At 54.4% G+C, this 13194-nt stretch carries 12 protein-coding genes; 4 read left to right on the top strand and 8 right to left on the bottom strand.

Annotated elements, in window-relative coordinates:
* Window positions 1-321: 321 nt before the first annotated feature.
* From U5914_RS15960 to U5914_RS15980, 5 genes are all read right to left on the bottom strand, one after another.
* Window positions 322-978, bottom strand: a complete 657-nt coding sequence (locus tag U5914_RS15960) for a hypothetical protein (RefSeq protein ID WP_336136734.1) — start codon at window positions 976-978, stop codon at window positions 322-324.
* Complete coding sequence (locus tag U5914_RS15965) at window positions 968-2164, bottom strand: site-specific integrase (RefSeq protein WP_336136735.1); 1197 nt, start codon at window positions 2162-2164, stop codon at window positions 968-970. The genes U5914_RS15960 and U5914_RS15965 overlap by 11 nt, the downstream gene beginning before the upstream one ends.
* A 359-nt stretch (window positions 2165-2523) precedes the next feature.
* Complete coding sequence (locus U5914_RS15970; protein WP_336136736.1) at window positions 2524-2856, bottom strand: hypothetical protein; 333 nt, start codon at window positions 2854-2856, stop codon at window positions 2524-2526.
* Window positions 2857-3122: 266 nt separating this feature from the next.
* On the bottom strand, window positions 3123-4103 hold the full coding sequence (locus U5914_RS15975) for a hypothetical protein (RefSeq protein ID WP_336136737.1): 981 nt from the start codon (window positions 4101-4103) through the stop codon (window positions 3123-3125).
* On the bottom strand, window positions 4100-5053 hold the full coding sequence (locus U5914_RS15980; RefSeq protein ID WP_336136738.1) for a hypothetical protein: 954 nt from the start codon (window positions 5051-5053) through the stop codon (window positions 4100-4102). The genes U5914_RS15975 and U5914_RS15980 overlap by 4 nt, the downstream gene beginning before the upstream one ends.
* 303 nt (window positions 5054-5356) lie before the next feature.
* Here U5914_RS15980 and U5914_RS15985 point away from each other — a divergent pair, with 303 nt between their 5' ends.
* From U5914_RS15985 to U5914_RS16000, 4 genes are all read left to right on the top strand, one after another.
* On the top strand, window positions 5357-5560 hold the full coding sequence (locus tag U5914_RS15985) for a hypothetical protein (protein ID WP_336136739.1): 204 nt from the start codon (window positions 5357-5359) through the stop codon (window positions 5558-5560).
* A gap of 102 nt (window positions 5561-5662) precedes the next feature.
* On the top strand, window positions 5663-6469 hold the full coding sequence (locus tag U5914_RS15990) for a metallophosphoesterase family protein (RefSeq protein ID WP_336136740.1): 807 nt from the start codon (window positions 5663-5665) through the stop codon (window positions 6467-6469).
* Window positions 6470-6546: 77 nt separating this feature from the next.
* On the top strand, window positions 6547-8025 hold the full coding sequence (locus tag U5914_RS15995; RefSeq protein ID WP_336136741.1) for a hypothetical protein: 1479 nt from the start codon (window positions 6547-6549) through the stop codon (window positions 8023-8025).
* Window positions 8026-8380: 355 nt separating this feature from the next.
* The gene (locus U5914_RS16000; protein ID WP_336136742.1) at window positions 8381-9583 is read left to right on the top strand and encodes a hypothetical protein; all 1203 of its coding nucleotides are present in this window, start codon (window positions 8381-8383) and stop codon (window positions 9581-9583) included.
* Window positions 9584-9618: 35 nt separating this feature from the next.
* On the opposite strand, the gene U5914_RS16005 is transcribed toward U5914_RS16000, so the two are convergent.
* The 3 genes from U5914_RS16005 to U5914_RS16015 all read right to left on the bottom strand — a co-directional run bounded on the left by U5914_RS16005 (window position 9619) and on the right by U5914_RS16015 (window position 13133).
* Window positions 9619-10098 (bottom strand): hypothetical protein, encoded by a 480-nt coding sequence (locus U5914_RS16005; RefSeq protein ID WP_336136743.1) that lies wholly within the window; start codon window positions 10096-10098, stop codon window positions 9619-9621.
* Between the two features lie 173 nt (window positions 10099-10271).
* On the bottom strand, window positions 10272-11297 hold the full coding sequence (locus tag U5914_RS16010) for a competence protein CoiA family protein (protein WP_418766787.1): 1026 nt from the start codon (window positions 11295-11297) through the stop codon (window positions 10272-10274).
* Window positions 11298-11567: 270 nt separating this feature from the next.
* Window positions 11568-13133 carry an ATP-binding protein gene (locus U5914_RS16015; RefSeq protein ID WP_336136745.1) on the bottom strand — a complete coding sequence of 522 codons (1566 nt, stop codon included), beginning with the start codon at window positions 13131-13133 and terminating at the stop codon, window positions 11568-11570.
* Between the last annotated feature and the right edge of the window lie 61 nt (window positions 13134-13194).

Below are 13194 nucleotides of genomic sequence, written 5' to 3' on the forward strand. Positions count from 1 at the left end.
TTGATTCATTGAATCCCTATCTCTTGGATTCACTGATTCATTGATTCAGTGCTTCAAATATTCGTTAGCTCTGTGGTTCTCTGTGATTCACTGACTCCTGGAATCAATTACTCAATAACTCTTTGCTTCACTGATTTACTGATTCACTAATTCAAGGACTATGTGATTCATGCGCTCTACGACTTAGTAATATAGACTACCTCGATCCCGTGGACCCTAGCAATACGGACGTAGATTGGGTCGAGAGCGGGTTTGGGGCGGAGTGGTCCTGGTCAACCCCCAGACACTAATGTCTCCTCGCCAATGTCGACGATAAATCAGTCAGGGATAGAGACAGTCAGCAAGATCTTCACCGGGACGAATGAAGGACACAATCTCCGCAGTGATATCGAACCGCGCCGGGAACGCGTCCGCCGCCGAGATCTCCTCATCAATTTCATCGATGTCTATTACTGGCTTTGATCGCTCAGTTTCGAATTCCAGCCCACCGTACGGTAACAGCAAGAAAACCGCATTATCCGCATCTATACCACCCCTTATGAGTTTCTTTGCTGAACAGTTCCCGGCCTCACCGATAATATGGGAGCCATTTTCGAAATACGCGATGTCGGCACGGCCGTTCGAGTACTGCCGTTCGAAGCACGTGTACACTACGTCCCGATCGATAACTCGCCACTCATTCTGCTCCCACTCCTCAAGCGGGCGAGCAACATCGTGCCCGAGCTGGTAGAGAAAATCCGCGAGTACAACCTTCAACCGTAGGTGCTCGAAACTCTCGTTTGAACGCTGCTCGTGGATTTGGATCCAGTGTTTCTGGGCCGTTGTTTCGTACTGAATTGCGTACGCCTCCAAATCACCGGACTCGAAGACTGCCGAGATATCGACGGTCTCCCGTCTGCTCCCCCGGTTGTGGGACGTGAAGGCGTTACTCGCTCGTTCTGGACTTAATCGGGTAAACGAGAAGTTCTCAGCTGACATCGTCCGCGGTCGTGGTTTGTTCGTCGATTTTCTCGAATGCGTCACTCGCGACTTCCGCCTGCTCGCTCGCCTCAATGTGACTGTACATTTTTGATGTAGTGGACGGATCTTCGTGGCGAAGCGCACGTTGAGCTGCTGAAGCACCCTCTGCCCGATAGAGGGCCTCGCCAGCACCGCGGCGCGCTCCGTGCGGTTTCAAGTACTCGTGCTCACCCTCAACGGGGATCTCACCCTCCTTGCAGAGGCGGCGGAAGATATTCCGAACGGTCTCAGTGGTGATCGATGGTGGGGAAATCTCATACCGACGTAGAACTACGTCTGGACCGTCTGCCTCGAGCTCGGCTTCCAAGCTATCTACGCGATTGCCAAGCTCCGTACGCGCACACTCGTATAACGACGGCGCGTGCTGTGTCGGGAACACCGGCCACTCCTCCGTCGGTGGGTCCAGAATGTTCCGATACTGCTCTACGGCCGAGCGGGCCTGACTTGGTAACTGTACCTCCTCACCGGCTGTTTGACTTTTCCCCAGTACCCGAATCACACCCGCTTCGGGATCCACGTCCGCCCATGTGACACCTGTCCGGCGCGAATCATTGGGATCACGGAGAAGTTCAGCGCTCCGTGCGCCAGAGTACGCGAATAGGTAGACGAGCGCTCGGTCCCGCGCTTCCTCTATAGCGTTGCTCCCTCGTTCGGAGATCGCGTCGTGCGCACGCTCATCCACGTACTGTACGAAGGCCGTTCGCTCCTGCGGACTCCAGAACTGCTGGCGATTACCGTTCGCGCCGAGCGACGCATCGGGCAATTCCTCCAGAGCCGGCTTGTGCTCGGCGGGGTTCTCTTCGCGGTATCCCCACTTTACGCAGTAGGTGAAAAACGCGCGGACAAGAGCGTAATATTGCTGGGCAGTCCGTCCTGTGATACCTGACTCATCGTCCTGATCCGCGACGCGTGCGTCGGTTCGACGGTGAAGGTATTCGGCGTACTGCATCATTGTTCGTCGCGAGATGTCGCGTACGGTCTCGACGGAGTCGGGCGTCCAGTCGATGAACGCCGTGAGGACACGGTCGGCTTCGCGGGCGTAGTTCCCGCCGCCACCAGGCTTGGCTTTCTTCTGTACCCACTCCTCAACGGCTTTTTCCAGGGGTTTGTGGGCCTCTGTATCGGTTGACCGGCGTTCGGGCATTGGGATGGCTGACCCGAGGGCGCCGACCCACTAAAATCCACTTGTGCTTATTCGAGTAAGCACAAGTGGAACTTGGCCTATGCTGAAGCTGTGATATTGGTGGTATTAGGGCTGCTACGCTTAGAATATGGAATCATACATAATATGTAAATCGTATATTGCTATATGAATTTCTTGACCTGCTTGCGGCACAATCGGGTTCGTCGGTAATCTAGAGCGACGGATCTGGCTCCGAGGTGGATGATTGTGTTTCTTTGAGGGATATCAAAACACGACTGTAAACACAGAGTTGGTGAGTAGTGAGTGCTTCAAAAGGCTGTGTGGATGAAGAGACAGAATCGTTCAGAGGTGGGTGCCCGTTAGAACTGGTTCAGGTCCTGCTGGGCACCGTTCATGCCACCGAACTGGTTCTGTCCCGCCTGCTCGAGCTTCCCGCCGATCAGCGGCTGCTGCTCGACGCCGTAGTCCGTGAGGGACCGCTGGCCTGAGCCGTTGAGCTGGTGGCCGTCAGTCTGGTTGATCTTCTGGCCGCTCTTGTCGTACGTGTAGCTGTCGAAGCCGTACGACCCGTCGTTGTGGAAGTGCGGCTCGCTGAACTCCGTGACTGTGTTCGAGGGGGAGTCAGCCGCCCACGATGCTTTGTTGTCTGCGCCGATGTTCTGCTCGCCGAAGGGTTCGATGTTGTCGAACATTGTCTTTTGTTCTGGGTTCATTGGTTGTCACACGATGCAGCCGGTGTGTGTCGTTCAGTTCTCTGTGGTCACCTCGGTTCTACCAATATCTTAGAGGTGGAGGGGTATGGAGCTGCGTCAGGAACAGATCTTGAGTCAGTCTTGGACGTCAAGATTCAGTCTTGACAGACTAATGAATCGCGTTCGCTATCGGTATTGTTAAGAAAACAACTTGAGAAGCGCGTTCGATTGCTGCCAGAGTGTTTGCTGTCTGGCTAAACGTCCCTTTATCCACCTGAGGAGTCGTCTGCTGCTGAGTCTTCGTTGTCAGGGTTGTCCGCCGCGTCGGTATCAGCGTTCGCTTCGTCGCTGAGGTGTTCAAGTCGGGCTCGGATTCGTGAGTCGACCAGGTTCTCGAATAACTCCTCAGCGTCTTCAGGATCGTGTTGCGGGAAGAGGGCATCACGAACGAGCATCCGATAGACCATCGCAGACCGGGTGCCGAACTCGTGGAACTCCTCGGCTACGATTTCCAGAGGTGGCTCAAGAGCCTCGTTGAATTCTTCGGCGTCATCTCGAAGAACGATATTTGCCGTTACCGCGGGCAAAAACGCTGGTCCCTCTTCTGAGGATTCTTCTTCCGGAGTCTCCGCATCTGTATCCTCATCGGTCGGATCTGCATTCGCTGTCGCTTCGTCCGTTGTGGTCTTCGTTTTTGCGTCTGGGTCTGTCGCGGCGTTCGACGATGTCGAGTCAGGTTCTGTCTGGTCTTCGGCTGTGTCGGAACTGGCTGACTGTTCTGATTCGCCCCAAATTTCATCGTCCGTGACTGGGGCCTCGCGTGGCGTGATATCATCGCCATCAGGGTCACCCCCGGCGCCAGCTGCAGCTGCGCCACTCAGTCCGGCATCAGTCTCCTCGACTTCACGATAGATCGAATCGCCCCGGGTGTCGTACTCTTCCGATTCGGTCTTTGGTTCTGGCGTCGACGGCGAGTCGAATGCATCATCGTATGCAGTGAGTAATGCATCCCGGGTTGCTTCATGATCGTCGATTGTCCCGAATGCGCTGAGATCGAGTTCATCGAATGCCGTTTTGAGTGTTGTTCGCAGCTGTTCGACTTCGGTGTCTGTTCGAGCGGTCTCCCACACTGTACGGGGGTCTCCGACTGTGAGATCCAGAATTTGCTGGGCTGTCTCGTGGTCGACGCCGCGGTTATCGAGGATCTCGAGCCAGTCTGTGTAGAGAGAAGTGTACGATACCGTCATTGTTCCTCCGTGTAGCGCGTCCAGAGCGGCCCGAGCTGGAAGTCGAACGTCAGGGCTTGTTTGTCGTCTGGGACGCTGAATGTTGGCGGCTCTGATTCCAGTATCAATTCTTGCTTCTTGATAAGGTACGGACCTTTCGGCTGCTGGTGAACATCTTCAGAACGTTGGTCTTCGTTCTGAAGAGTTTCATTATCTGTTGTGACGGGGGCAGGTGCGTAGTCATCGTCCTCTGTAGCATTGGCTTTAGCTGCCTTCTGATTGTAGCAGCCTGCAAGTGCGAAGAGATAGATTACGGATCGAGCAACTCGTTCAGCGTGGTCGCGGTCAATGATCTCGAACTCGGAGCCACTGAGCGTGCCAGAGATTTTGAGCCCCTCGTAGGATGGGGGGTGTTCTGTCCCTTCGCTGTCTATTTTCTGCATTGTGACCGAGGCGGATGGGGCTTGTGCTGTGACTGCGTCGGCGGCTGCCACTTTTGCCCACAGAATAGCTTCTTTGGGGTCTGGGACGGTGGGTGCGTCGAGGTGTGCGATGATGTACGATAGGAGTTCTGTGGCTTCACGAGCTTGTCGCTTGGTTAATTCCTCCTGGGTGGCACTATGTTCTGAGATGTAGTCGTCGTCGGTTGGTGCCATGCTGGGTGTGCCATCCCATTGTTTAAGCCATCGGAAGATGGGGGCGACGAGTAATCGATTGGAATGTGTTGTGTGGTCGATCTTCTGTACGAGCGCGATCAATCCATAGCGGGGGAAGAGCTTCCAGATATTGTTGCTATTGAGTTTCTTTGTGGTTGTGTCGGCCCAGTCAGCGACTTGTTGGGCGGCGACGACTTGGTGGTCGGGGAATTTGTCGAGGAGTGTATTTAGGACGTGTCCGCGTTTGTCGTTGTAGTAGATATTCTCATTGAACCCATCTCGATACTTTGTGAATGTGTCCCAATCAGTGCTCATACTAGTTCGAACAGTGAGTTTGTATCTTGTTACGGTCTTGGTAGTACCGGTACATGTTATCTGGTTTCCACATAGTGTTGTTAACATTACGGGTCGAACACCCACAGCTAGATACGTCTGAGAGGTCCATGACTTGCTGTCCAGATCGAATCTTCACTATACTCAGTCGCCCTCCAGATCCAATCTTCTATCCCACAGCCCCGTCCAGAGCCACACTGAACAAGACTCCATACACCATCCCTCCCAAAGTACAGATGTCACCTGCCAGCGACCAACGGTGGGTGATAACGGAGGAGAAAACCCATGGAACACGAGCAATACGACGAACAGTTCAGTCACTCCGAACTCGGCCGCTCAGGGAACGAGATCGTGAACATCCACCGCGACACTCGAGAACCCCACGACCCCAATCCGTCCCACTGGGACGTGACCGAGCAGAACGAATTCGGACAGATCGAGCGGTTCCACGTCATGGACGAGCAGCAGTCCTGGCTCAACGACTTCTGAACCGCATACCCAACCACTTGGCTTTTTTAGGCAGATGATAGACCACGTGTTCGTACCACCCTGAGAGATACAGCTAAACAACTAATGCCATAACTGAATATCATGCAGCTACTCTGTATCGGTGACCTGCATCTTGGTCGAGACGAATGGCAGCCAACGATACCTCCCGCCTGGCATACCTATGATTGTATCCTCCTCGTTGGTGATATCGCAGATAGCCACGCGACTGCCACCGATGAGATATACGCATTCTATGAATCACTCGGCGAACTCGACCCACCTGTGATTACAATTCCCGGCAATCATGATTATCAGACTCAGCCACAGACCATCGCTGACATTCCAGGCATTAGCAACGGTCACGCCACTCGGGTCACCGGCACCGACGCAGCGATTGCTGGCCTTGGTAGCACAGTCTTCGATGAAGGGCCCGAGATACGCGGGCCACAGCTAACCAACGCACCTACGGCGGCATCGCTCGTAGACCAACTCGCTGACGCGACAGAATCCGGTAGATCAGCGGCTGGAGCTTCAACTCCATTCAGCGATGATGCACTCACGTGGTATCAAGACCGATTAGAAGCGTTGCGGCAGTTACAGCTTGAGGAAGGAGACCAGCCGCGGATCCTGCTCACGCATGTCCCACCTTATGGAACACAGGGCGCCAAACTCAATTCCCACCCACACTACGAATCTAGTGTGTCTTGGGGATCACTCGCACTCCGCCGATACTTGGACACAACCCCGATTGAACTCAATCTCTGTGGCCATATCCACGAGCAAGCTGGCCACGATATAGTTGAGGGCACGGTGACGCTGAATGCTGGCTATCGACAGGCCTTCGCGATTACTGTGTCTGCGTCTGGTGTTCAATCAATTGACGAGGTCTCAGTCGAATCGCAGGCTTAGATGAGTGACCCCACTATCCTTATTACGTCATGTTTAGTACATTAACTCAGTTATGGCGTTCTGTGTGGTGACCTCACGTGCGTGATCTTGAGAACATCCGCCACATGCATCGAACGAACCAACCAGCACGGTTAGAAGGATACGAACCGGTCTTGGAAGTTGAAATTCCAGGCGAGCCGACGATCCACGAGGCCGGAAACGATCTCCTGGTCGATTTTGAACGCGAAACAGGAGCTGACGGCCGCATCACCGCACTCGGAGACGCCCGCTACCGCGGGGCCGTGAAACAGCAGTTACTGGAGGATTCAATGCTCCAGCGTCTGCTTATTAATTCACATCACCAGACAAACATTCACGTCCCCTCCGTCGATCTCGCAACTCGATCCGTCATTGATCCGTCAACGACACTCTTGACAAATCATCCCCTCATCGAGTCCCTCCCAGACAAATATCAGCGTGCTGGGTCCCTCCTGCTCGAGTATATTCTTAAATATCATGAAATCGGGACTCGTGATGCCTCAGGCGGTCACTTTACCTCAATCATTGACCCAGAGACGCTGGTGCTTGGCGAACAACTCCCTTGGTCGGATATGCGGAATATCATTCGGGGCCGCGGAACACATACACGAGCGCTCCCATGGCGCTATCACGAGGTCAGAGCTGTCCTTCAGGAGCGACAAATCCTGGATTCCCTCATCGATGATGAACAGAGTATCATCGAAGCGCTCCGTTCAGAGACTGATCGAGAAACAGAGGAGCTCGAAGCGGCCCTCAAATCAGTCAAGCTCGAACGGCTCGGTGAACTGCTTGCTGACTGGGAGTCATACTTCGATACGCATCGCAATGAAGCGATTACGAGGATTGCAGATGCCCTCGAGGCAGAGACGACGCGTGATCAGGCACTTGACCTGCTCCGCGTCCCACAAGAAGCGGTGATGCATCCCAGCAAGTGGTTGTGCCACCTACTCTATGACCTCCACAATGGCCGTGACCCAGACGAGATTCGCTACCATGGCAGTTACTGGGAGACGACAAAACACGGGGCAGACGAGACGTTTGAAACTGTAAAGGAGGAAACGAGTCGACGCCGAAATGCACTGATTGAGGATGCTGACCGACGTTGGTCGCAATCAACGTACGAACTGGTAACCATCACTGAGGAGTCCCTGATCCGTCGCTGGTATTCGTATGAGCCCACAGACGAATTCAAATTGCGGCACATCCGATATGGGATGGTCGTTCAGCAGTTATTTAATCAACTACAGCAGCACGGGATTCGGATCATCAACAATGGCCATAATCCGGCTGCGTTTGTTCATCAGGAGGGAGAAACACCGTTCAATGCCGCTCAATATCAGTTAGAGGGCATTGATCCCTTCTTTTCAGTTCTGAATGGGCAAGCCGATGCGACTGATATCGGTCGCTACTTTGAGTATAAGACGGATCAAGAAGCGTCCTATCGAGCTTGGGAATACGGGCGGAAACAGACGCATCAAGTCTTGGGATTTGACTCAATCAGCGATATGGTAGACTGGATCGAATCTGGCGGAGAGTAGCTGTTCTCCAGATCAGATCTTGTGTGGGGGCAGCGGTTGTATGACCGTATCAGGACTCTCAGTAACAGGGATTCGGGGGAGACATACTGTTGGAGGTGACAACACTATGCGTAACACGCTCCCGACGTCGCCAGCCTGGAAGAACAACCGGTCGATGCGGTTCCCCCCGCTCCCGGAGCCTAAGCACGACCCGCCGCTGGGGATTCACTGACCACGGGTTTCGGCCCCGTCCAACCACTTTAGATACTTTTAACGCGGCTAAGATGACCTGAGAGGCATATTATGGATGCTTAGAGATATGTAGATTGAGGAATCCAGGCTAACTACTATCTACTTGGCAAATTATGGGAAAACAATGGAGCGGAAAGCGCACAGTGCGATGGTCGCAGGGGTGAGTTCTACCCTTGTTGCGGCCTGGATTCGCAGTCGCACTCGCGAAGCCTACGATCCAGCGTTAACCCCACCCTCACTCCAGGATCGTCTGCACCAGCGTGCACCTATGGTTGCTGCCGGTCTGGGATTCACTGGTCTAAGCACTACTGTGGCGGGATATTTTGATACCGCTGAGCTCTCCCTACTAGGCGATGCAGAAGACGCAGCAGATATCCATCGACAGATGGGGAACCATCATGAACTCCACTCGCTGCCCTATCTGGGTTCAGCACTAAGTGCTTCCCATCTGATTCGTCACAGTTCTAGCCGATTTGGAGAGTGGCTGGCTGAGAAGCTGGATTTGTCTGAGAATATCACCGCCATTATCGACGCGGCTGATTCCTTGGCTAACTGGGTGATAGATGCGGTTGGCTCTGGTGTATTTGGGCATCTACTAGGCGACCTCCCAACCAGTGGGCATGGCGGATCGGCACTTCAGCTCTTTAAACCAATAACTGACCGAAACTTCTGCTTGCAGTGGGTGAGTTCAGCATCGCCCACAGTTAACCGGTATCTCACAATCGCTGGAACGGTGTTGGCCGGGGCGGCCTGGTCTTTTAGTGGTCTCCATCTGCTGAGTTGGGAGCCTCCTGAAAGCTCGCTCCAACGGTTTGTCGACCGCATCGGTGAATGTGATAGTATGGGGGAAGCTGTAGATGTCATCTTTAGGGATCTCCAAAGTCTACTTAACCAGGTGTTCGAGCGGTCGCAGACGGCTATCTGGAATTCGCCACTATTTACAGAATCACCGGCTGCAATCGAGTCTGAACCGGAATCTCGATGGTACCGAATGAGATTTGATACGGAGCGTCTCTTCGACATATCATCTCTGGACATAGAAACACTGCGCGAAGAAGAACTCCTTCCACCCGATGTCGTCACTCACATAGAGGGGAAATCCCTCTATTCGCCGGAATATTTCGGTGTCTACACTGATGGAAAGTCAATCAGCCTCTCAGAAGACTCGAATAATTCGACACCACTTGCCCACGATAGAGACGAAGACGGAACATCACTTCGCCGTGACGAAGGGAGCGATAGCACTCCGCTAATGCAGAACGAAGACAAGGATGATTCTCGATCGATCTTTTCTGAGTCTACACCGACGGAAACGGATTCACAGTAACAAAGCGGATTCTGATTGCTGAATTCCCAGCCAAATTACAATCGAAAGTAGTCGTCGACATTCTTCACGACTTTCCGGAATGCGGTAATATTCTGTGTACCTGATGCCTCAGTACGTTCTAATCGGCCATTCTCGAGATCGGCAAGGACTGGTAGGAACATCCCGTCCCGGTCGTTCTGTTCGATGGAACCAGCTGCACGCTCAACAGCCACGACCATCGGTCGATTAACCGTCGGTGGAACCATTAGAAGATACCACCATCGACGGTCAAGAGGGCCGTTTTCATCGGCAAGCTCAGAAAAGGCGTTCACTGCGGTATCGATCGTCTCTTTCACTGTCTCTACGGAGGCCTCGTCTAACTCCACCAGTAGCACCCACTCCTCACGAGTTCGAACTCGTCCATCGGTTTCTCTGTAATAGAGGGGGTAGTCAGAAGGGCTTCCGTCCCCTTGTTCGAGAAAATCATAGGCACGGAGTTGCTCTCGCACCGTTGAAAGATATTCAGTGGAGTCCATTTACCCAATTTTCAGACTGACCTATACAATAAGATGGCGGAAACCGGTATCAGTTCCATATTTGGAGCGAGAAACTCTACTAACGGGTATTGAATGCGACCCTCTTGCGAACCTCGCAATCTCTCTATGAGGGTTGAGATCCTGCTGTCCTCATCGTCTACGATTAGCAGCGCTCAGCTCTTCTCAATCTCGAAGGCTCGGTCAAGAAGATCTGCGAGATCACGTAGATTTTCGGCAGCATACGATTCTACTCGCATCGCCACACGTTCCGTTTCCTTCTGCTTCTTCCACAGCGTCACCACGACATCGGAATCATCACGCGGGTCTGGGAGTGCCGCTGTAATCCATGCTGTCACGGTTGGCGACCCCTTCAACCATCTCTTACTGAGCTCATGCCACTCCGGATCACACTCTTCCGGTGACGGTCGGTCCTCCCCGAACGCCTTTCGCTCTAAATCATCGGCAAAGGACCTGAGTTTCACAACGTCATTAGGAACAACCTGTACGGAAAGCGACTCGCTCTCGCCCCAGCTCTTTGCCTTCCCAAGTGAGAACGTTAGATGCCCGTCTGGCGTTCTGGAAATTCGAGCGCTTCCTCGTCGCTTGATGTTTTTCTCCGCGATAGTAACCCACTCTCCCGACTTGTCGAACGACATCCAGTAGTCTGCAGGAATCGGGACTTCAATCTCTACAGTTGGGTTCTTCTCCTGCCAGAGCCACCGCGTCACGTCGGGATACCCCTCCGTCCCGTATCGGTCCGGGAGAGCGTACGGCCACACCGAGAGAATGCCGGAGAGGTCAACATCGTGAGTCGTAAAGTCGTCCTCCTCGAGCCAGGCGACGCTGTACTCTCGATCAAGATAGTGCCTTACGACTGCTTCTTTGTCTTTTCCCTTATTCCGGTACTGGGCTTCAACAGCAATTCCCTTGCCGTATGGATCACACGGCTCGGGGAATTCCAATAGCACGTCAGGAATGCGTCCCTCGAGGTCGGACTCGAGTTCAATAGACGCCTCCGGATAGTCGTTCTCCAGGCGCGCGTATGCGATGGCCTTCATCTTGTGATGGATTTCGGACTCCCCTGGGCAGTCACCATCACCACTACCGGCTCCGCTGCCATCTCCTTTCCCGCCGCCCTTGTGACTGAAGTGCCGAGAAACGAACGTGCTCCCGCGGTTGTAGGACCGGACCACTGACATCTCCTCGCCGCAAACTGGACACGCAACTGTCGATCCGTCCGGGACCTGTGGAGGGAGTACCTCGTCACCGTCAGACAGTCCAAGATATGGCATATTTGTGAGTATGCTATGTCCTCAGCTCACTCCAGTCACGAATCCGCTTCTATTGGTGGCTGTGATCCACATTCAATCACCGCAAGGTCTCTCGTGCTATCGAGTAGTCGGTGTGCCTCGTCATCGCTCTCACAGCTTGGTCCCTCGGTCCGACCTCACAACCGATTAGGTAGCGACCTAACATAGGAGCAAGTACAACCAGTACGGAAGTTGGATGATTCCCTCTCCGAGATCCTCAATAGGTTGTCTGCCTCGAACCGTATCACCAGCGAGGATGAATCCAAGTGGCACGTCGTACGCTTCTTTGAATTCTCGAACGGCTTCGAGTGACTCCTCACGCTCGCGTGACTGATACGCTAGCCCGATCGGGACAGGGGTTCCGTCCACCTCGAAGACGAAGTCGACCTCACCCTCTCGCCCACGCCAGTACTGGACGGTGGGCGTCTCGTCATTGCCCTGGATGGCGTTGATCCCATAGGCGAACCGCATCGTGTGGTCGAACGCCGCGACGCGGGCTAGGTCGGCCTCGCGGTCAAAATCGTTGCGGACGGTCGAGGCGTCGCCGTCGGCGAGCGCGGTCACCAGCCCTGTGTCACGGAGGTAGAGTCGCACCGACCGGGGGCGGCTATTGTCGTACTCGGTAACGCCGGTCAACAGGTACAGCTCTGCCAGCGCGGGAAGATAGCTATCGGCGATCGTCCGCCGGTCGACGTCGAACAGTTCGACGAGGTCCTGATACCGGAACGGCTCAGCCCCCCGGTTTCGGGCGGCGAGCGCGCAGAGGCGTTCAAGATCTGCGATCGTCTGAATCGATTCGAAGCCGGGAACCTCTTGGTAGAGGGCATCGCGAACGTCCTCGCGCAGCTGCGCGTAGTCATCCACCGTCAGGTCCGCTGCCGACTCGGCGGCGCCGTCAAGGTCGTAGCTGATGGTCCCGCCCATCGCGAGGTAGTCGACGACTTGTGACTGGATGCGTCGTTCGACGTCTGCAACCTTCTCGTACTTCTGTCGAAGCTCTGCGACGAGTGACTCGATCTCGCCACTCTGGAGAGCCGCTGGCAGGCTGTTCTCCCCGGTTCGCAGAGAGGTGGGGCTCACGCGAGTGTCTTCTTCCTCAAGATCTGGATACAGCGTGAAGAGGTAGTCCCGGAACTTCTCAGGGAGAATGGGCTGGATATCGTAGTCTTCGGCCGGCATCGCGACGCTTTCGAGTTCCCGTTCGACTTGAATGCCGGCGCTGGCGGTCAAGACGACGTGTCGTCCCGGGACGTCCTCGAGCAATTCTGCGACGGGGACGCCCCACCCGTCGATGGTCGGCTTGTTCGGATGCTCGATCTGGTGAACATCGTCGATTAGGATGAAGTGTGGGTGGTCTGCTTCGATGCGGCCGAGAACCCTGCTCTCGTAGTACCGAACTGCGCGTCGCAGCTGTTCGTCCGATTGGAGTTGGTAGAGCGGATCGGCGTCGAATGGAAGATAGAGGAATCGTTCCGGATCGTCGCCAGTCTCGATGCGATGGTGAATGAACTGGTGGAGGAGCGTGGTTTTGCCGACCCCCCGCCGTCCAACGAGGCCGAGAAGCGGTTGGTCCTCGAACTGGCTGTCGGACTCGTCGGGACGGGCGAGATGATAGAAATCGCTCTTTTGCCGTGCCGGGAGTGAGAATGCTTCTGTCCCGTGTTCCCACCACGGATTATGGTCGTGAAGCGCCCGAACGAGAGCGTCACCAGCGTCGATAGGCATGGGTTTGTTGACTAACCCATGACCTCCTTCGCAATGATTGTTTCGACTCAATACACGACAG

Origin of the sequence: Natronomonas amylolytica (assembly GCF_037031205.1) — an archaeon.
In the GTDB taxonomy this organism is placed as follows: domain Archaea; phylum Halobacteriota; class Halobacteria; order Halobacteriales; family Haloarculaceae; genus Natronomonas; species Natronomonas amylolytica.

What these genes read in the sequence shown, in the direction of transcription:
- U5914_RS15960 (WP_336136734.1), bottom strand. Translation starts at nt 978, where the DNA reads ATGTCAGCTGAGAACTTCTCGTTTACCCGATTAAGTCCAGAACGAGCG.
- U5914_RS15965 (WP_336136735.1), bottom strand. Translation starts at nt 2,164, where the DNA reads ATGCCCGAACGCCGGTCAACCGATACAGAGGCCCACAAACCCCTGGAA.
- U5914_RS15970 (WP_336136736.1), bottom strand. Translation starts at nt 2,856, where the DNA reads ATGTTCGACAACATCGAACCCTTCGGCGAGCAGAACATCGGCGCAGAC.
- U5914_RS15975 (WP_336136737.1), bottom strand. Translation starts at nt 4,103, where the DNA reads ATGACGGTATCGTACACTTCTCTCTACACAGACTGGCTCGAGATCCTC.
- U5914_RS15980 (WP_336136738.1), bottom strand. Translation starts at nt 5,053, where the DNA reads ATGAGCACTGATTGGGACACATTCACAAAGTATCGAGATGGGTTCAAT.
- U5914_RS15985 (WP_336136739.1), top strand. Translation starts at nt 5,357, where the DNA reads ATGGAACACGAGCAATACGACGAACAGTTCAGTCACTCCGAACTCGGC.
- U5914_RS15990 (WP_336136740.1), top strand. Translation starts at nt 5,663, where the DNA reads ATGCAGCTACTCTGTATCGGTGACCTGCATCTTGGTCGAGACGAATGG.
- U5914_RS16000 (WP_336136742.1), top strand. Translation starts at nt 8,381, where the DNA reads ATGGAGCGGAAAGCGCACAGTGCGATGGTCGCAGGGGTGAGTTCTACC.
- U5914_RS16005 (WP_336136743.1), bottom strand. Translation starts at nt 10,098, where the DNA reads ATGGACTCCACTGAATATCTTTCAACGGTGCGAGAGCAACTCCGTGCC.
- U5914_RS16010 (WP_418766787.1), bottom strand. Translation starts at nt 11,297, where the DNA reads ATGTCAGTGGTCCGGTCCTACAACCGCGGGAGCACGTTCGTTTCTCGG.
- U5914_RS16015 (WP_336136745.1), bottom strand. Translation starts at nt 13,133, where the DNA reads ATGCCTATCGACGCTGGTGACGCTCTCGTTCGGGCGCTTCACGACCAT.